Genomic DNA, 20,305 nt, shown 5'->3' on the forward strand with positions numbered 1-20,305 from the left:
GGTGCTAGTTTGCACCTAGGATTTCTTTTGCATTTTTTATTCTTTCCGCAGTTGGTGATTCTACGCCTTCAAGGCGATATGGTATGCCTAGCTCAGCATACTTTGGAACCCCTAGACTGTGGTATGGAAGAACCTCCACTCGCTCTACGGTCTTTAAAGTATCTATAAACTCTCGTGTACGATGGAGTAGTTCATCATTATCACTTCCACCAGGAACAAGCACGTGTCTAATCCAAATTCTTACACCCATATCAGAGATTTCTTTTGCCATCTGAAGGATATTGTCATTAGGCACCCCTGTGAGCTTCTTATGCTCCTCAGGATCGATGTTTTTGATATCAAGCATAACAGTGTCGGTGACGCTCATTAATTCCTTCCATTTGCTGTAAAATGGCTCTTCATGAGTGAATGGCTGGCCGGCAGTATCAAGGCAAGTGGTGATACCTTTAGCTTTGGCTTTCTTAAATAAATCCAACACAAAATCAATCTGAAGAAGTGGCTCGCCACCGCTGACAGTGATTCCGCCATCTTTCTTCCAGTAAGGCTTGTAGCGAAGAGCTTTCTCAAGGACCTGATCTGCAGTATACTGCTCGCCCTGATGCTCAGCCCATGTCTCTGGGTTGTGGCAAAAAGCGCAGCGCATCTTGCATCCATTTAAGAATATTATATAACGAACTCCAGGGCCATCAACGGCCCCGAAGCTCTCAAATTTATTTATATAACCAAGAATTTCACGCATTATAATGCCTCGTGGCAAGTACGTGCAATAACGTCAAGCTGCTGCTCTTTTGTTAAGTCGATGAACTTAACAGCGTATCCAGATACACGGATTGTGAAGTTAGCGTACTCTGGCTTCTCTGGATGCTCCATAGCATCGATAAGCTTTTCTTTACCGAATACGTTAACGTTGAGGTGATGAGCACCCTGATCGAAGTATCCGTCAAGTACGTTAACAAGGTTGTTAACACGCTCTTCCTCTGAGTGTCCAAGGGCACCTGGGTTGATTGTCTGTGTATTAGAGATTCCGTCAAGTGCTTCTTCATATGGAAGCTTAGCTACTGAGTTAAGTGAAGCAACAAGACCGTTCTTCTCTGCACCGTATGCTGGGTTAGCACCTGGTGAAAGTGGCTCGCCTGCTGGTCTTCCGTCTGGAAGAGCACCTGTTGCCTTACCGTATACAACGTTTGATGTAATTGTAAGGATAGATGTTGTAGGCTCTGAATCTCTGTATGTGTGGATATGACGAAGCTTTGTCATGAATGTTCTAAGAAGCCATACAGCAATCTCATCAGCTCTGTCATCATCGTTACCATAACGTGGGAAGTCACCTTCGATTTCGAAATCCTTTGTGATTCCGTTCTCATCACGGATAGCCTTAACCTTTGCATACTTGATAGCTGAAAGTGAATCTACACAGTGTGAGAATCCAGCGATACCTGTAGCAAATGAACGACGTACGTGTGTATCAATAAGTGCCATCTGGCAAACTTCATAGTAATACTTATCATGCATGTAGTGAATCATGTTGAGTGCTCCAACATACATGTGAGCTAACCAATCCATCATCTGATCAAACTTGTGCATAACCTCGTCGTAATCAAGGTACTCAGATGTGATAGGTGTGTACTCAGGACCAACCTGATCATGTGACTTCTCATCAACACCACCGTTGATAGCGTAAAGAAGACACTTAGCAAGGTTTGCACGAGCACCGAAGAACTGAAGCTCCTTACCTGTTTCTGTAGCAGATACACAGCAGCAGATTGAGTAATCATCGCCCCATGTAACTCTCATAACATCATCGTTCTCGTACTGGATAGAAGATGTGTTTACAGAAATCTTTGCAGCGTACTTCTTGAAGCTTTCAGGAAGACGGCTAGAGTACATAACTGTAAGGTTTGGCTCTGGTGAAGGACCCATGTTTTCAAGTGTGTGAAGGAATCTGTAGCAAGTCTTTGTAACCTGGTGACGTCCATCAAGACCAATACCACCAACTTCAAGTGTAGCCCATACTGGATCACCTGAGAATAACTGGTTGTAAGACTCGATACGAGCAAATTTAACCATACGGCACTTCATTGTGAAGTGATCGATGATTTCCTGTGCCTCAGACTCTGTGATAACACCGTTTGCAAGGTCACGTGTCATGTAGATATCAAGGAATGTAGAAACACGTCCTACTGACATAGCAGCACCGTTCTGAGTCTTGATAGCTGCAAGGTAACCGAAGTATAACCACTGAGCAGCTTCCTTAGCGTTTGCGGCTGGCTTAGAAATATCAAAGCCGTAAGAAGCAGCCATTTCCTTCATGCCCTTAAGAGCGTTGATCTGGTCTGTGATTTCCTCGCGAAGCTGGAAGTCATAACGTCTCATACCCTGACGATTTGTGTTAGCGAAGTCAATCTGCTTCTTTTCGATAAGGTAATCGATACCGTAAAGAGCAACTCTTCTGTAATCGCCAACGATACGACCACGGCCGTATGTATCAGGAAGACCTGTAAGAATTTTATTGTGACGAGCTTTCATAATCTCTGGTGTGTAGATATCGAAAACTCCCTGATTGTGTGTCTTGTGATAAACAGTAAAGATTTCGTGAAGCTTCTCGCTTGGCTCATAACCGTACATTCTGCAAGACTGCTCAGCCATTTTAATACCACCGTATGGCATGAAAGCTCTCTTAAGAGGCTTGTCTGTCTGAAGACCAACGATTTGTTCAAGATCCTTTGTGTCCTCTGAAATGTAACCTGGGCCATAAGAAGTAAGAGATGAAACAATTTCTGTTTCCATGTCTAAAACGCCGCCCTTAGCACGCTCAGCTGCCTGAAGTTCCTGAAGCTTACCCCAAAGTGTGTTAGTAGCATCTGTAGGACCTGCTAAGAAAGACTCATCTCCATCATAAGGAGTGTAGTTGTTCTGGATGAAGTCACGTACGTCAACGTTATCTTTCCAAACGCGACCGACGAAACCATTCCATTGTGCGAAATCATGATTTGCCATTGATTTGTTTCCCTTTCTGTTTATAAAAATATAAAAATTTATAGTTCTGTTTGTAAGCTAGGTGGAAGCCTTACAAACGCCGGCTAGTGGGGTTATATTAGCCACAATTTGGACAGTTAGTTGCGTCTAACAATCTAGCCTCTAATAATATACCATAGGAGTGACAAAAAATTCACAATGTATTAAAATAAAAACATTTTTGGATGTATTTCTGCAAAAACAAATTGCGTGTGATTTATTATTTATGGCTTTTGTATAGTAGAGATTTTTTTGGTACAATGAATTCACATTAATTTACAAAGTTTGGAGATAAATTTGGCTACAAATAATACAAGTACAAAAAACAAAGTAAAAGGGCCTAGTCAGACTGCTCCTGCAGGATACAAAGGCAAGAATCAAGCATTCCTTGATGCGGAATATCTTAGTGCGAGATATAAAAAGAGTTCCATCGAGGATGTTATTTCTGTGGGCGTAATTATTACAAACCCAGCCCATGAGGAGCTTGATAGATTCTACTCAACAGTTCAGCTAAGACCTGGCCATAAGTTACCGCCGCTTATTACTGAGCTCACTGGTCTTACCAATGAAGATTTAGAGGATGCTCCAGCTTACGAGGATGTTATGACTGAGCTTATCACTCGCATTCGTAAGTTTCAGGTTGGAAAAATCTGCGTTTGGGGCGGAGATAAAAACAGCTTTCAAAGAGACTACGAATCCAGAAATCTGGAAAAGCCACTTAAGCGAAGCGTTGCAAAGTTTATTAGCACTTTTGACAATATTCAAAAAGAAGTCAGCTTGGATGTTACTGGAGGCTTAGATGCAAATCTTTCCCTTGCAGATATGAAAACAATCTGTGGCCTTGGCGGTCATGTGGAGCATAACGCTCTTGCAGATGCTGAAGACATGCTTAACTGCATCAGAATAATCGAACAGGATCAGATGAAGTACGATGGGGTACGAGCAGCTGAATATAAAAAGTTCAGAGGCGAATACGTTAAGAATAGAAGCTTTGGTGATGTGGAAGAGGATGATGAGCTAATCATCGATTCTAAGATAGGTGCTGATTTCTTGGAAGAATTAAAGCGTAAAGGCTTCCACGAGAATCCAAAGACAAAAGCTTTTATGGATGATTTGGGATTCTTACTCGGTCAGGGAAATGTATATATGGGTACTTTCTCTGAGATGATGGAAGAAAAGTCTAAGGAGATATAAAATGGGAAAACAAAAGTGGAAAGCAGGTAATATGATTTATCCACTTCCAGCTGTAATGATTACATGCCGAGATAAGGAAGGAAATGATAATGTGTTTACTGTTGCATGGACAGGAACAGTATGTACCAATCCGCCTATGGCATACATTTCAGTTAGGCCTAGCAGATACTCATACAATATGATAAAAGAGACAGGTGAATTTGTAATCAACTTGACTACAGAGGAGCTTGCCTTCGCTACAGATTTTTGTGGCGTCAAAAGCGGTAGGGATGTAGATAAGTTCGAAGCTTGCGGCCTTCACAAGGAAATGGCTGATGAAGTCAATGTTCCTATGCTAGTTGAATCGCCAGTCAACATCGAGTGTAGGGTGAGAGAAGCACATGAATATGGTAGCCATACCATGTTTGTTGCAGATGTACTTGCAGTGCACGCAGATGAGAAATATATGAATGAAACAGGAAAGTTTCAATTGGAAGAATCAGAGCCATTGGCATATTGCCATGGCACTTATTTTGGCCTTACAAAACCAAAGGGTACCTTTGGTTACTCTATAAAAAAGAAAGAAGGAAAGAAAAAATGAACAAGACAGTAAAAGGACTATTTGAATTTATAGAGGAGAGCCCATCTCAGTTTCACGTAGTGGCAAACGAGAGACAGAGATTTTTAGATGCAGGTTTCGTAGAGTTAAACGAAGCTAAAGAGTGGAAAATCGAGCTTGGTAAGAACTATTTCGTTACAAGAAACGGTTCATCAATTCTTGCATTTAGAATGCCTAAGGATTCACTTAAGAGCTTCATGATTATGGCTTCACACAGCGATTCACCAACATTCAGAATCAAAGAACAGCCAGAAATGAAAGAGGGCCACTATGTAAAGCTTAACACAGAAAAGTACGGCGGAATGCTTATGGCTCCTTGGTTTGACAGACCACTTTCAATCGCTGGTCGTGTAATTGTCAGAAGCAAAAATGGTATCGAGACAAAGCTTATAGATTTCGACAGAGATCTTTGCATGCTTCCTTCACTTGCAATCCACATGAACAGAGAAGCAAACGATGGTTATAAATACAATCCACAGAAGGATTTACTTCCACTTGTATCTATGGATGAAAACTTTAATCTTAAGAAGCTTGTTGCAGCAGAGCTTTCAGTTAAGGAAGAGGAAATCCTAGGTTCTGATTTATTCCTATACAACAGAGAGCCAGGTAAGGTTTGGGGTGCAGACGAAGAATTTATTTCTATCAGAAGACTTGATGACCTTCAGTGCTCATACAGCTCAATGATGGGACTTCTTGGAGCTAAGAATTCAAACACAGCAGCTCAGATTCACGTAACATTTGATAATGAAGAAGTAGGAAGTGGTACAAAGCAGGGTGCTGATTCTACATTCTTATATGATACTTTGGTTCGCATTAACGAAGCTATGGGTGGCAATAACTCAAGCCTTCTCACAGCAATTGCAAATTCATTTATGGTTTCTGCAGACAATGCTCATGCGCTACATCCAAACTATGCAGAAAAGAGCGACCCAACAAACAAGGTTTATATGAATGAAGGCGTTGTAATCAAGTTCAATGCAAATCAGAAATACATGACAGATGGTTTGGCATTTGGAATTTTCACAGAAATGTGCAATAAGGCAAAGGTTCCATATCAGACATTTGTAAACCGTTCGGATGTAGCTGGTGGTTCTACACTTGGTAACATTTCAAACGCTCATGTTTCAATCAATGGTGTTGATATCGGATTAGCTCAGCTTGCTATGCATTCTCCATATGAGACAGCAGGTGTGAAAGATACCGAATATTTGCTTAAAATTGCTACGAAATTTTACGAAACTGTCATTGAAAATGTTTCGGGCTCAGATTATAATTTTGATTAATTTTGAAGGCTTTGACACACTTATATTGACACTTGGGGGAAAATGAGATGAAATTCAGACCATGCATTGACATTCACAACGGTAAGGTAAAGCAAATTGTTGGTTCAACTATTTCAGATTTGGGGAAAGCAGATGGTCAGCCGAAGGAGAATTTTGTAGCGGATAAAGGAGCAGCTTATTTTGCGAACCTTTACAAGTCAGATGATCTTAGAGGCGGACACATCATCAATCTGAATATGAAAGGCACACCAGAGTATGAGGCTTCAAAGGAAGAAGCTATGGAAGCTCTTAGAGCATATCCTGGTGGAATGCAGTATGGTGGCGGAGTAGATGATAAAAACGCTAGAGATTTTATATCTGCTGGTGCCAGCCATGTTATTGTTACTTCTTTTGTTTTTAACGATGGAAGAGTCGATTACGATGCTTTGAAGCGCATATCAGAGGTCGTTGGAAGAGAGCATTTGGTTCTGGATTTATCTTGTACCAGAATAGATGATAAATATGTCATTGTTACAGACAGATGGCAGAAGGTTTCCAAGGAGATTATCACATACAATTTCCTTGATAGACTTGCATACTATTGCGATGAGTTTTTGATTCATGCAGCAGATGTGGAGGGAAGACAGAGCGGTATTGATAGGGATTTAGTTGGTTTTTTATCAGGTTACAAGCGTGTTCCAATTACATATGCAGGCGGAGTATCAGATTACGGAGATATAGAACTCATTAGCTATCTATCTGATAATAATATGGATTTCACTGTAGGCTCATGCCTGGATTTATTTGGCGGAGATTTATCCTACGAAAGAATAGTGAAACGAATTGTAACTAGGTAATAAGGCAACAAAGGAAGGTACACATGTTTAAAGTAAACACAAATTTCCAAAAACTCCCAGGCAGCTATCTATTCTCTACAATCGCAAAAAAAGTAGCTGCATATCAAGAAGCTAATCCAAATGCAGATATAATCAGACTTGGTATTGGCGATGTAACACAACCAATTGCACCAGCTATGATTAACGCACTTCACAGTGCAGTTGATGAAATGGGAGACGCTAAAACCTTCCATGGTTATGCTCCAGATTTAGGATATTCATTCCTACGTGAGGCTATTGCAAAGAATGATTATCAAAGCAGAGGCTGTGATATTTCAGCAGATGAAGTTTTTGTTTCGGATGGAGCAAAATCAGATTCAGCTGATATTCAGGAATTATTTGCAGCAGATGTTAAAATCGCTGTTTGTGATCCGGTTTATCCAGTTTACGTAGATTCAAATGTTATGGCAGGAAGATGTGGCACATATGATGCTACTCTTGGCAAGTGGTCAGATCTTATCTACATGCCAACAACAGCTGAGAACAATTTCGTTCCAGAATTTCCAAAGGAGACACCAGATGTAATCTATCTATGTCTTCCAAACAACCCTACAGGAACTACTCTTACAAAGAGCCAGCTTCAGCTTTGGGTTGACTATGCAAACAAAAACAAATGTCTCATCATTTTTGATGCAGCATACGAAGCATATATTTCAGAGGAAGATGTTCCTCATTCTATTTATGAATGTACTGGTGCAAAGACTTGCGCTATCGAAATTCATTCATTCTCAAAGAATGCAGGCTTTACTGGCGTTCGTTTGGGATACACAGTAGTGCCAAAGGATCTTGTTTATGATGGTGTGTCACTTCACGGTATGTGGGCTCGTCGTCACGGTACAAAGTTCAACGGGGCACCTTACATCATCCAAAGAGCAGGAGAGGCAGTTTACTCTGCAGAAGGTCAGGCTCAGATTAAGCAGCAGGTCGGCTTCTACATGAACAATGCCAAGACAATCTACACTGGTCTTAAGGATGCTGGATATCAGGTATATGGTGGAGTTAATGCTCCTTATATTTGGTTAAAGACACCTGACAACATGACATCATGGGATTTCTTTGATTATCTTCTTGAGAATGTTCAAATCGTTGGAACACCAGGTGCTGGCTTTGGACCATCAGGTGAGGGCTACTTTAGACTTACTGCTTTTGGTTCAGCTGAAAATACAGTTAGAGCTATTGAGCGAATCAAAAACTTATAAATATGGTTAATACTAAGTATGAACTAATAATTAAAGACATAAAAAAGGCAATCAATTCCGGCAAATATGGAGTGGATGAAAAGATTGCTTCGGAAAATGAGCTGGCCGCAAAGTATGGTGTTAGTAGACAAACGGTACGAAAAGCCATAGGACAGCTTATTTCTGAAGGCTATCTTTATGCACGTCATGGAAGCGGAACCTTTGTTGCACGTCCCAAAACAAAAAGAGGCCACAGCAAAAATATTGCTGTGGTTTCGACTTACATGTCGGATTATATTTTCCCGAGAGTTATTCAGGGTATCAATCAGGTCCTGGATGAAAACGGATATAGTATCCTTCTTAAAACCACCAACAATTCCCGTAAGGGTGAGGCTTGGTGTATGGAAGAGCTTTTGTCTAAAAACATTGACGGCATGATTATTGAACCTAGCCAAAGCGCCATTAGCTGCCAACACCAGGTGCTTTATGAGCAAATGGATGCAATGGGAATCCCTTATGTATTTATTCAGGGATGCTATGAGGCTATGATGGACAGGCCTTATGTAATGCTTGATGATGTGGAAGGCGGCAAGCTTATCACAGAGCATTTGCTTGGTTTAGGACATCGACAGATTGCAGGCATTTTCAAGGCAGATGATACACAGGGGATTCTTCGACACAAGGGGTATGTAAAAGCATTGGCTTCTGCAGGCGTTGCCTATGATCCTGATTTAGTTGTGTGGTATCACACAAAGGATAAATCTACAAAGCCTATGGAAGGGCTTCTCAGGATTTTTGAAAATGGAATTCCTTGTCATGGAGTAGTTTGCTATAACGATGAAATAGCAGCAGATGTAATAAAGGGCTTGACCAATATAGGCAGAAATGTTCCTCATGATATTTCGGTGACAGGGTTTGACAACTCTCTGCTTGCACACAGCAAAGGTATCACCACAATTGCTCATCCACAGGAGGAATTAGGCAAGAAAGCTGCCCAGACCTTGCTTGGACTCATTGACGGAAGCATTTCGAAAAAAGAAGCTCACATATTATTGGAGCCAAAAGTAATAGAAAGAAAATCATGTTTTTAAGCAGTAAAAAAGACGCCGGCGGGGCGTCTTTTTTAAAAAGGGAGAATAATGTTATGAAAAAAATGGTTCATCGCTTCTGTCTTGCGATGTAATTATAATACAATCAATTTCTGAAGGAACAATGGAAAATATGTGAATAAAGAATGCAAAATAAAAATAGTATTTGTGAATTGCTGACCGATGGTGTGAAATAATAGAAATATGTTAATGCATGTAACTAAATACGCTACAAACAAATAGCTGGTACCATCGTACCAGCTTTAATAAAAACACCAAATACATTAAATTAACTCATACGCGCACATCTATCATGGTGCCGGAAGTGGGATAGACCAAGCTCTCTAGTGAAGGAGTATTCATACTCTCTGCTAGCGCCTGACCCTGTCCTTCTACAAGATCTAATGTCTTACCGAGCATAGCAGTCCCCACTGCTGACATTAACTGATTTTGACTTAGGCTCATAGAAATTTCGGCTATATCCATATGGCGCCTCCCCTAAAAAAGACTGAATCTTTTTCATTTCTATTTAAGTGTATCATTTGCTATATTTTATTTGGTGCCAAATTGTGACTAATATGTGAACAAACTGTGAATTATGCAGAAGTGTGAGAAATAAGTGTAGTTTTTATGTGCACTGTAGAAAAATGAAAAAAGAATAATTATAATAAACATAGTTATAATTAGAGGGGAAACATGGCTATACTAAAAATTAATTTGAACGATCCTTTGATGAAAGCAATCAAAGCTGTTAACTCTATTGGCGGTAAATCACTTACCCAGGAGGACCTTAAAAAGCAAAGATCTTCCATGGAATTGGCAAGTAAGCTTGCTACTCCAAACGATGGGTTTACTGTAGAAAGCTTCATTGCAGAGGGCGTTTCTTGTGAATGGGTTAAACCGGATTTGGCCCATAATCCAAATTACATAATTTTATATGCTCATGGCGGTGGATATACTTGCGGCGGTTTAGGTTATGCAAGGATTCTTGCAGCAAAATTAGCTATATCCACAGGCTTTTCTGTAGTCTCGTTCGAGTATAGACTCGCCCCTGAAAACAAATATCCAGCTGCTTTGGATGATGGAATGGTTGTATGGAATCATCTTGTGCAGCAGGGCTATGGAGCAAAACAGATTCTTCTTTCAGGAGATTCAGCAGGAGGAAATCTTGTATTGTGTATGACACAAAAGCTTATAGAAGAAGGTCGAATTGGGCCTAAGGCAATGTTGTTGTTTAGCCCATGGACAGATATGACAGCTACATCTTCATCCTACGAATCCTGCAAAGATAGGGATCCAATCCTTACAAAGGATTATGTGGAGGGAGTGAGAGATGCTTACATAGGTGCGAAGGCAGATAAGGCTGATGCAAAATACAGCCCTTTATATGGAGATTTCAAGGATTTTCCACCAACTCTTATTATGGTTGGTAAAAATGAAATCCTTTATGAGGATAGCGCACAGCTGTCAAAAAAGATTCATAAGGCTGGCGCACAGGTGACTTTAGATACCGAAAAAGACGGATGGCATGTGTATCAGCAAATGCCATTGCCAATGGCTGGGCGAGCTATGAAACGTCTGTCACGGTTCGTCACGAGTGTAATATATGAGTAAGGACAAGAGAGAATGAGTAGAGATAATTGGTATAAGGTTGACAATGTCGCAAAGGTTTTTTTGGCGACTGCAGCTAAGAGAGATACGCGAACTCTTAGGGTCAGCTGTACATTATGGGAGGATATTGATCCAGATTTACTTCAGGAAGCAGTGCTTTCTGCAATTCAAATAAGACCACAGTTCCAGGTGAGAATTCGCCGAGGCATTTTCTGGCACTATATGGAGGACACAGATATTCAGCCAGTTGTTACAGAAGAACACGGAAGAGTTTGTCCGATTCTTTATGTTCCTGGCAGGCCAATGCTTCATTACAGAGTTACTTATTACGGCAAGAGAATTAATCTAGATTTGTTCCATGCAATTTCTGATGGAACAGGTGCATTAGAGTTTTTAAATATCATAGTTTTGGATTATTTAAAGCTAAAATATCCAGGAAGATACGAGGAGACAACTATCCACTCTGGAGCGTCAGAGGATGACTTGAATCAGGATAGTTACAAGCAGTTCTTTGGTAGTATGGGACTTAAAGGTTCATCCCTTAAGTACGCATATCATCCAAGTGGATTAAAGCTTCCATACGATCAGCTTCAGTTTTTCGAGGTTCACATGCCTACAGAGCAGTTGCTACCAAAGGCAAAGGAACTTGGAGTATCCCTCACAAGCTACATCGGCGCCAGATTCATGCTGGCAATCATGGAGGATATGCCACCTAGAAAGCGCAAGACTCCTATAAATGTGTCGATGCCTGTAAACCTTAGAAATTACTATCCAAGTCAGACATCCAGAAACTTCTTCAATAATGTTAATGTTTCGCATGTTTTTGATGAGGATATTTCATTTGAAGATTTGGTTAAAGAATTCGATGAAAAGCTTAAGGCAAATCTTACTGAGGAAAACATTAAAAAACAGATGGATAACTTTGAGACCATGGAGTATGTAGCTCCAGTTCGAGCAGTTCCACTTTTTATAAAGCAGTGGGTTGTTCGCTATGGCTCAAAGATTACAGATAAAAAGGTTTCAATGGTTCTTTCTAATTTGGGAGTTCAGAAACCACCAAAGGAAGTGGCAGAGCAGGTTCAGAACTACAGTGCATTCTGTAGCTCAGGAAATCTTTTCTCTACAATGTCTAGCTACAATGGGGATTTGTCACTTGGAATATCATCACCTTATTCCAACACCAGAGTTGTTAAGAACCTGGTACGCGGACTGACGGACGAGGGAATTAACATTAGAGTTTATGCTACGGAGGTGATTCGATAATGAAGAACTGTCCTTATTGTAAGATAGAGGTAGGTGGCAACCTTAAAAAATGTCCACTATGCCAAAGTAAGTTAAATGGAGAAGCAGAGGCTCCTTATTTTCCAAAGCAGACTACACTTCAGTTACAATCATTTTTTTACAAGGTTCAATTGTTTATCATTTGGGCCATTGTAATTGCAAGCTTAGGGGTAGATTTTCTCTTTGGTGTAAAGCTTTGGCCAGCACTTGCTCACATACATTGGAGCTTGATTGTGGCCATGTGGCTCATTGTTTTTGAATTTGGCATCATGCGATTATTCAAAAAAGGTATTAGTTCATCAAGAATAATGACGCTGTTTGTATTTATTGTCTTAGGTATGTTGGGAATTACATCATACTATATAGGCCAGTTATGGGTTATAGCTGAATGGGTAGCGCCTATTGTAATCATGGGTACTCTGATTGCAAATTTTGTTTTGGCGATGCTTGATAAAAATGGAAATTCAATGGTATATCTTCTAACCAATTTAGTGGTTGGAATTTTACCTTACATTGTATTTTATTTTGCTGAAAGAGATTGTCCTCTAGTATGGATTATATGCTTGCTGGTGAGCGTTATTCTCTTTGTAGGCGCAATAATATTCAAAGGACGTGAAGTGGTTGGCGAAATCCAAAGGAGACTAAACGTTTAATGGGAGTATTCGGGGAAGAGTTTAACAAAAATAAATACATTGTTGACAATATCGACAGAGCGCTTTCTGAGGGCTGGATTGAGGTGTACTATCAACCAATAATTCGTACATCTAATGGTCGAGTCTGCGGTGAGGAAGCGCTTGTTAGATGGGAAGACCCTGTCTTTGGTATGCTCAATCCAATCGATTTTGTTCCTACTATGGAGGCAGTAAATAAAGTCCATTTGCTGGACTTATTTGTGCTGGAACGAACACTGGAAAAAATGGAAGAGCAGCTAAAGCGAGGTCTTTTTGTTGTTCCTACATCAGTTAATCTTTCACAAGTGGACTTTTATACTTGTGATGTTGTAGATGAAATAGCAACAAGAGTGGAAAAATCTAAAATATCAAAGCATATGATAGCTATTTCTGTCTCTGAAGATGCTATTAATCCAAGGGATAACTTTATCCTTTCTCAATTGGAACAGCTGCAGGAGCTGGGATTCCAGATTTGGCTTGATGATTATGGCAGTGGAGATGCTGCGCCAGCTGTGCTTCAGTTGATGCATTTTGATCTTTTAAAAATAAACATATTCTTCGTAAGACAAATTGCTAATAGTGAAAGCGCTAGAATTATTTTGACTGAATTTGTCAGAATGGCTATGTCACTAGGTATGGAGACTGCAGTAGAGGGCGTTGAGTCAGCAGAACAGGTTGACTTTTTAAATGAAATTGGATGTAGTCGTATGCAGGGATTCTATTACTGCAAGCCTATTTCAGTTAGCCAAGTTCTTGAACGTTATGAAAAAGGAACGGCAATTGGTTTTGAGAATCCGAAGGAAACTGAGTATTATGCAGCCATAGGAAAGATTAATCTCTATGACATTTCTTTCGCAAGATTGAATGGAGACTTGGATAATTATTTTGACACATTTCCAGTTGCGATTGTTGAATCCAATGATGATGTTATAAAAATTATTAGAGAAAACCAGGCCTTTAGAGATTTCTTATATTCAAATTCCGGAATTGAAGGAAGAGATTTTATCTACAAAGTCAAAGAAAATGCAAAAGAAAGTGCTGGAGAATATACCGTAAATGCGATACGTAAATGTGCTAAAGATGGGAAAAGGGTAATCTTTGATGATAGAACAAGACATGAAAAAACGATTCAAATACTGTTGCAGAGAGTAGCGGTGAATCCGGTTACTAAGGTGGCAGCAGTTGCTATTGTAATTCTTCAAATTGGAGAAAAGATAAATCAGGCAGACACTCTTACATACAACTATATAGCGCGAGCTTTATCTGAGGATTATATTAATCTTTTCTATGTAAATATGGATACTGATGAGTTTGTGGAATACAATCCGGATGGCCTCAATAGAGATGTATCTGTTGAAAAGAAAGGAACGGATTTCTTTAATAAATCTTTGAACAACTTCTTTAGCAGAATCTGTTCTGAAGATATAGATATGATGAATAAATCCTTTACCAAGGATAAAATCATAAAGAGCCTAGAGAAGAATGGTACGTTTTCAATAACCTATAGACGTTTATTGAACGGTGAACCTACATATGTCAACTTGAAGGCAGTAAAGGTTAGAGAAGACGATAATTATATTCTGATTGGTGTCAATAATGTTGATGATCAGATGAAACAGCGTGAAGCTTATGAAAAGATTAAGGAAGAGAGAAAAGCTTATTCTCGTATCATGGCGTTGTCTGGTGATTTTATAAACATCTACTCTGTTGATCCTGTCACTAATAATTATGTCAGCTATAATTCCTCAGAAGAATATGGAAGGCTTAATCTGGCGATGAAGGGTGAAGATTTCTTTGAGGAGACTGCACGAAATGTTTGGCACACTTTCCATCCAGATGACATTAAGGACTTTTTAAAGGTCTTTGATAAAAAAACTGTTCTTAAAAGAATAGAAGAGGATGGAATCTTTGTATACAAATATAGAGTGATAGTTGAAAACCAGGTTGTTCACTGGTGCTTGAAAGCAACCCTCATACAAGAAGACAACCAAGCACGCCTTATTGTAGGTGTTATGAACATCGAAAAGCAGGTGGTTCAAGAAAGAGAATATGCAACTTCGCTTATTGAAGCAGAGGAAAGAGCTACAAAAGACCAGCTTACAGGTGTTAAAAATAAAAGAGCATACGTTGATGAGGAGGATCATTTAAACACACAAATACAGGCAGGAGTTGAGGTAAAATTTGCCATTATTGTTTGCGATTTAAACGGATTAAAACAGGTTAACGACAACCTGGGACATCAGGCTGGTGATGATTATATAAAAGAAGGCTGTATGATTTTGTGCGACGCCTTTTCTAGAAGCCCTGTATATCGAGTTGGCGGTGATGAATTTGTTGCTATAGCACAGGGCAAAGACTATGAAATGATTGAAAACAGACTTGGCAAAATTGATAGGGCCAATAAAAGAAACGATAAGGCTAATAGCGTGACAATGGCTGTTGGCTGGGCGAAATTTAGCAAGGAAGACAGATTTGTTTCCGACGTTTTTGACAGGGCAGATTCTGCTATGTACGAGAACAAAAAGAAGATGAAAGAAATAATTAAAAATAGGAAACAAAAATGATTGACAAAACTTTAACAATGCTCTAATATAGTAATCATGAAAAATCGAAGGGGAATGCCCCACAAAGAGGAGGATTACTATGAGCGAATTTAACAATTTAAAGCTTGAAGTTGCTGATGAGATTGCGGTACTTACTATCTCTCGTCCAGCAGCACTTAATGCACTTAACAGCGAGACTCTCGATGAGCTTGATGTTGCATTAACAGAAATCGAAGCAAGAGACGATGTAAAGGTTCTTATCCTTACAGGCGGTCCTGATAAGAAGGATAACCCATACAAGTCATTTGTTGCTGGAGCAGACATCTCTGAGATGGTTAATTTCACAGCAGCTGAGGCACGTGCATTTGGTATGAAGGCTTCAGTTCCATTCTTTAAGCTTATGAATATGAGACAGGTTACAATCGCTGCTGTTAACGGCTTTGCACTTGGCGGTGGTTGCGAAATCTCTATGGCTTGCGATATCCGTATCGCTGCTGACAATGCTACATTTGGTCAGCCAGAGACAGGCCTTGGAATTATCCCAGGTTTCGGTGGCACACAGAGACTTGCTCGTCTTGTTGGTATGGGACGCGCTAAGGAGCTTATCTTCACTTGCGATTCAATCGATGCAAACGAGGCATACAGAATTGGTCTTGTAAACAAGGTTGTTGCTAAGGAAGAGCTTATGAACACAGCTAAGGAAATGGCTAAGAAGATTGCTTCAAAGGGAAGCTACGCTGTTTCTATTGCAAAGGCTGCAATCAACAATGGTTACGACATGGACATCAAGAATGCAGTTGAGATGGAGGCTAACCTCTTCGGTATTACATGCTCTACACACGACAAGGCAGAGGGCATGGGTGCATTCCTTGAGAGACGTGCTGCAAATCTTACAGATTTTTAATAAAATTAATTGATTTTTTACCACCCTTGCAAAAAGGGTGGTTTTTTTGGTTTTGCTTGTAAAATAGGGCATAAACAGTTATCATAATTAAGATTAGGTTAATTATATAATTTAGGAGATATTATGGGTAACGATTACATGTTTGAAGATGAAAATGAACAGTCATCACAGCAGAATACAAACAACCAAAATAACAATCAGTACAATAATAGTCAGTACAATAACCAGTACAACAATCAGTACAATAATCAATTTAATAATCAATACAACAATCCAAACTACGGATATAATCAGCAAGCATACTATTATCAGCAGCCTCCTAAAAAGGCAGATAATGGCTTAGCTATAGCATCATTGGTGTTAGGCATCATTGCTTTGCTGTTATTCTTATCATTCTTTAATATTTTATTAGCTTTGGTTTCAATAGTTCTTGGTTGCATTTATTTATCACAGGCAAAAGGACAAAAGGGGAACCAAGGCCTCGCTATTGCAGGTATTGTCACATCAATTATAAGCATTGTTCTTTGCTGTGTTTGCTACGTAGTTATTATTGCAAATATTGCAAACATTTATGACGCAAGTGAAGATATTCTTCAGTATTACGAAGAGTACGATGAAGATTACTTAGACAATTATCTAGATGACAATCAGATATTAGAGGACGAGCTTCATTCATTGGATGAGGATGATACATTATAATTTTGGTTAGAGGTGCTTTTAGCACTTTTTGGCATATTTAAATAAGAGAAGGGATATCTGACGAGAAAGGATATCCTCTAGAAAGGAATTACTTTTATATGTACAACAAGGTAGACGCAAGCCTGAACTTCGTTGAAAGGGAGAAGCAGGTAGAAAAGTTCTGGAAGGAAAATGATATCTTCCAGAAATCAATGGATTCAAGAAAAGAAGGAGAGACATACACATTCTATGATGGCCCTCCAACAGCAAACGGTAAGCCTCACATTGGGCATGTTGAGACTCGTGCAATCAAGGACATGATTCCTAGATATCAGACTATGAAGGGCAAGTTCGTTCCTCGTAAGGCTGGTTGGGATACACATGGTCTTCCAGTTGAGCTTGAAGTTGAAAAGCTTCTTGGCCTCAATGGAAAAGAACAGATCGAAGAATACGGTATGGAGCCTTTCATTAAGAAATGTAAGGAATCTGTATGGAAATATAAAGGAATGTGGGAGGATTTCTCTGGCACAGTAGGTTTCTGGGCAGATATGGACAATCCTTATATCACATATGATGACAATTTCATCGAGTCAGAGTGGTGGGCTCTCAAGACTATCTGGGACAAGAAGCTCCTTTACAAGGGCTTTAAAATCGTTCCATATTGCCCACGTTGTGGTACTCCACTTTCTGCGCAGGAAGTTGCACAGGGATACAAGACAGTTAAGGAACGTTCAGCAATCGTTCGTTTCAAAATCGTAGGTGAGGATGCTTACTTCCTTGCTTGGACAACAACACCTTGGACACTTCCATCAAACCTTGCACTTTGCGTTAACCCAGATGAGACATACATCCGCGTAAAGGCAGCTGATGGATATACATATATTCTTGCTGAAGCACTTGCAGACAAAGTATTAGGCAAGCTTGCTGAAGAAGGCGAAAAGGCATACGAAGTACTTGAGACATATAAGGGTACAGACCTTGAGTACAAAGAGTATGAGCCACTTTTCGAGTGCGCTGGCGTTGCAGCTACAAAGCAGCATAAAAAGGCACACTTCGTTACATGTGATACATACGTTACTATGTCAGATGGTACTGGTATCGTACATATCGCTCCTGCATTTGGTGAGGACGATGCAAAGGTTGGACGTAAATACGACCTTCCATTCGTTCAGTTCGTAGATGGTAAGGGTGAGCTTACAGCTGAGACACCATATGCTGGTCAGTTCGTTAAGGATGCAGATCCTAACGTACTTAAGGATCTTGATGCTGAAGGCAAGCTTTTTGAAGCACCAAAGTTTGAGCATGAGTATCCACACTGCTGGAGATGCGACACTCCACTTATTTACTATGCTAGAGAGTCATGGTTCATCAAGATGACAGAAGTTAAGGATGACCTGATTAAGAATAATAACACTGTAAACTGGATTCCAGAATCAATCGGTAAGGGACGTTTCGGCGATTGGCTTGAGAACGTTCAGGATTGGGGTATCTCTCGTAACCGTTACTGGGGAACTCCACTCAACATCTGGGAGTGTCCAGACTGTGGGAAGCAGATTTCAATCGGTAGCCGCAAGGAATTAGCAGAGCTTTCAGGACGTGCTGACGCAGAGACAATCGAGCTTCACCGTCCATACATCGACGAGGTTACATGCACATGTCCTGAGTGTAAGGGCACAATGAAGCGTGTACCAGAAGTTATCGACTGCTGGTTCGATTCAGGTGCTATGCCATTTGCTCAGCACCATTATCCATTCGAGAATAAAGAGGTATTTGAGCAGCAGTTCCCAGCTAAGTTTATTTCTGAGGCTGTTGACCAGACCCGTGGATGGTTCTACTCACTTATGGCAGAATCAACACTCCTCTTCAATAAGGCACCATATGAGAACGTTATCGTACTTGGTCACGTTCAGGATGAAAACGGACAGAAGATGTCTAAGTCTAAGGGCAATGCTGTTGATCCATTTGACGCACTTGAGAAAATGGGAGCAGATGCAATCAGATGGTACTTCTACACATCTTCAGCACCATGGATTCCAAAGAGATTTGGTGAGAATGCAGTTATGGAAGGCCAGAGAAAGTTCCTTGGAACACTTTGGAATACATACGCTTTCTATATCTTATATGCAAACATTGATGAGTTTGATCCTACAAAGTACGAGCTTGATTTCAGCAAGCTTGCAGTTATGGATAAGTGGATTCTTTCTCGTCTCAACTCAGCAATCAAGGCTGTTGATGACAACCTTGGTTCATACAAGATTCCAGAGGCAGCTAGAGCTCTTGATGAGTTCGTAGATGACTTATCTAACTGGTATGTTCGTCGTTGCCGTGATAGATTCTGGGCAAAGGGCATGGAGCAGGACAAAATCAATGCTTACATGACACTTTACACATGCTTAAAGGATATCTCACTTGCAGCAGCACCTATGATTCCTTTCATGACAGAAGAAATCTATCAGAACATGGTTCGCTCAGTAGACAAGACTGCACCAGAGTCAATCCACCTTTGCGACTTCCCAACTGTTAATGAATCATTCATTGACAAGAAGCTTGAGGAGGATATGGATGAGCTCTTAAAGATCGTAGTTCACGGTCGTGCATGTAGAAATACAGCCAACATCAAGAACCGTCAGCCAATCGGTCAGATGTACATCAAGGCTGAGCATGAGCTTGATGAAATGTACGTTAGCATCATCGAGGATGAGCTTAATGTCAAGAAGGCTACATTCACAGAGGATGTTTCAGCATTCACATCATACTCATTCAAGCCACAGCTTCGTACAGTAGGACCTAAGTATGGTAAGTTCTTGGGTGGCATCCAGAAGGCACTTTCATCACTTGATGGAAACGCAGCATATGCAGAGCTTAAGGCAAATGGGGTTATTAAATTGCCTGAGGTTGATGCATCTATCGAGCTTGCAGAGGAAGACTTACTTATCTCTATGGCTCAGACAGAAGGCTTCGTAGCAGATGGAGACAACTATGTAACAGTAGTTCTTGATACAAACCTTACAGAAGAGCTTCTTGAGGAAGGCTTTGTTCGTGAAATCGTTTCAAAGATTCAGACAATGCGTAAGGAAGCTGATTTCGAAGTTATGGACCGCATCACAGTAGCGTATGCCGGAACACCAAAGGCTAACGAAATCTTCGCTAAGAACAAAGAGCTTATTGCAGGTGAGGTTCTCGCTGATGAAATCGCAGAGGGTTCAGAAGGCTCCCTCGTTAAAGAGTGGAACATCAACGGTGAAGCCGTTAAGTTATCTGTAACTCGTAAGTAATGTATAAGTAGCTGGTAGACCACAAGCTCTTTATATACTCAAGCGAGACATGTGTCGAGCGGAGTATATGAAGGCTTGTGGGCGTAACCAGCGGGTGTATAGGAGGGGTTT

The 20,305-nt window shown here is 40.3% G+C and carries 16 protein-coding genes; 13 read left to right on the forward strand and 3 right to left on the reverse strand.

Translation table 11 applies throughout. The features are described 5' to 3' along the window. Positions 1-4 precede the first annotated feature (4 nt). The gene (gene pflA / locus BM102_RS04435; protein WP_090479311.1) at positions 5-739 is read right to left on the reverse strand and encodes a pyruvate formate-lyase-activating protein; all 735 of its coding nucleotides are present in this window, start codon (positions 737-739) and stop codon (positions 5-7) included. After that, positions 739-2,997, reverse strand: coding sequence for a formate C-acetyltransferase (gene pflB / locus BM102_RS04440; protein WP_090479314.1), 2,259 nt, complete (start codon positions 2,995-2,997; stop codon positions 739-741). The genes pflA and pflB overlap by 1 nt, the downstream gene beginning before the upstream one ends. Before the next feature lie 315 nt (positions 2,998-3,312). Between pflB and BM102_RS04445 the strand changes: the two genes are divergently transcribed. From BM102_RS04445 to BM102_RS04470, 6 genes are read left to right on the forward strand one after another with little or no spacing between them, the layout of a single operon-like run. Continuing rightward, positions 3,313-4,209, forward strand: a complete 897-nt coding sequence (locus BM102_RS04445; protein WP_177194901.1) for an exonuclease domain-containing protein — start codon at positions 3,313-3,315, stop codon at positions 4,207-4,209. Between the two features lies 1 nt (position 4,210). Beyond that, positions 4,211-4,789 (forward strand): flavin reductase family protein, encoded by a 579-nt coding sequence (locus BM102_RS04450; RefSeq protein ID WP_044937144.1) that lies wholly within the window; start codon positions 4,211-4,213, stop codon positions 4,787-4,789. Further along, positions 4,786-6,090, forward strand: a complete 1,305-nt coding sequence (locus BM102_RS04455) for a M18 family aminopeptidase (protein WP_090479319.1) — start codon at positions 4,786-4,788, stop codon at positions 6,088-6,090. The genes BM102_RS04450 and BM102_RS04455 overlap by 4 nt, the downstream gene beginning before the upstream one ends. Before the next feature lie 47 nt (positions 6,091-6,137). Further along, the gene (gene hisA / locus BM102_RS04460) at positions 6,138-6,926 is read left to right on the forward strand and encodes a phosphoribosylformimino-5-aminoimidazole carboxamide ribotide isomerase (protein ID WP_090394272.1); all 789 of its coding nucleotides are present in this window, start codon (positions 6,138-6,140) and stop codon (positions 6,924-6,926) included. Between the two features lie 23 nt (positions 6,927-6,949). After that, a complete protein-coding gene (locus BM102_RS04465; protein WP_090394273.1) occupies positions 6,950-8,164 on the forward strand; it encodes an LL-diaminopimelate aminotransferase in 1,215 nt (404 codons plus the stop codon). A 2-nt stretch (positions 8,165-8,166) separates the two neighbouring features. Beyond that, positions 8,167-9,234, forward strand: coding sequence for a GntR family transcriptional regulator (locus BM102_RS04470; protein WP_090394274.1), 1,068 nt, complete (start codon positions 8,167-8,169; stop codon positions 9,232-9,234). Between the two features lie 291 nt (positions 9,235-9,525). On the opposite strand, the gene BM102_RS04475 is transcribed toward BM102_RS04470, so the two are convergent. Then, positions 9,526-9,717 (reverse strand): YjfB family protein, encoded by a 192-nt coding sequence (locus tag BM102_RS04475; protein ID WP_090479322.1) that lies wholly within the window; start codon positions 9,715-9,717, stop codon positions 9,526-9,528. Between the two features lie 210 nt (positions 9,718-9,927). Between BM102_RS04475 and BM102_RS04480 the strand changes: the two genes are divergently transcribed. The 7 genes from BM102_RS04480 to ileS all read left to right on the forward strand — a co-directional run bounded on the left by BM102_RS04480 (position 9,928) and on the right by ileS (position 20,194). After that, positions 9,928-10,845: an alpha/beta hydrolase gene (locus tag BM102_RS04480; RefSeq protein WP_242942903.1), complete on the forward strand. Its 918-nt coding sequence runs from the start codon at positions 9,928-9,930 to the stop codon at positions 10,843-10,845. Between the two features lie 12 nt (positions 10,846-10,857). Beyond that, entirely contained in the window at positions 10,858-12,105 is a 1,248-nt protein-coding gene (locus tag BM102_RS04485; protein WP_044937160.1) for a condensation domain-containing protein, read from the forward strand. Beyond that, positions 12,105-12,776: a DUF6320 domain-containing protein gene (locus BM102_RS04490; RefSeq protein ID WP_044937162.1), complete on the forward strand. Its 672-nt coding sequence runs from the start codon at positions 12,105-12,107 to the stop codon at positions 12,774-12,776. Before BM102_RS04485 ends, BM102_RS04490 begins: the two co-directional genes overlap by 1 nt. After that, positions 12,776-15,358, forward strand: coding sequence for a bifunctional diguanylate cyclase/phosphodiesterase (locus BM102_RS04495; RefSeq protein ID WP_090479325.1), 2,583 nt, complete (start codon positions 12,776-12,778; stop codon positions 15,356-15,358). The genes BM102_RS04490 and BM102_RS04495 overlap by 1 nt, the downstream gene beginning before the upstream one ends. Positions 15,359-15,437: 79 nt before the next feature. Next, positions 15,438-16,241 carry an enoyl-CoA hydratase-related protein gene (locus tag BM102_RS04500; protein WP_044937166.1) on the forward strand — a complete coding sequence of 268 codons (804 nt, stop codon included), beginning with the start codon at positions 15,438-15,440 and terminating at the stop codon, positions 16,239-16,241. 123 nt (positions 16,242-16,364) lie between these two features. Next, the gene (locus BM102_RS04505; RefSeq protein ID WP_090479328.1) at positions 16,365-16,940 is read left to right on the forward strand and encodes a DUF4190 domain-containing protein; all 576 of its coding nucleotides are present in this window, start codon (positions 16,365-16,367) and stop codon (positions 16,938-16,940) included. A 98-nt stretch (positions 16,941-17,038) separates the two neighbouring features. After that, positions 17,039-20,194, forward strand: a complete 3,156-nt coding sequence (gene ileS, locus BM102_RS04510) for an isoleucine--tRNA ligase (RefSeq protein WP_090479331.1) — start codon at positions 17,039-17,041, stop codon at positions 20,192-20,194. The last annotated feature ends 111 nt before the right edge of the window (positions 20,195-20,305 follow it).

The organism is Pseudobutyrivibrio sp. JW11 (assembly GCF_900115355.1).
Taxonomy (GTDB): Bacteria; Bacillota; Clostridia; order Lachnospirales; family Lachnospiraceae; genus Pseudobutyrivibrio; species Pseudobutyrivibrio ruminis.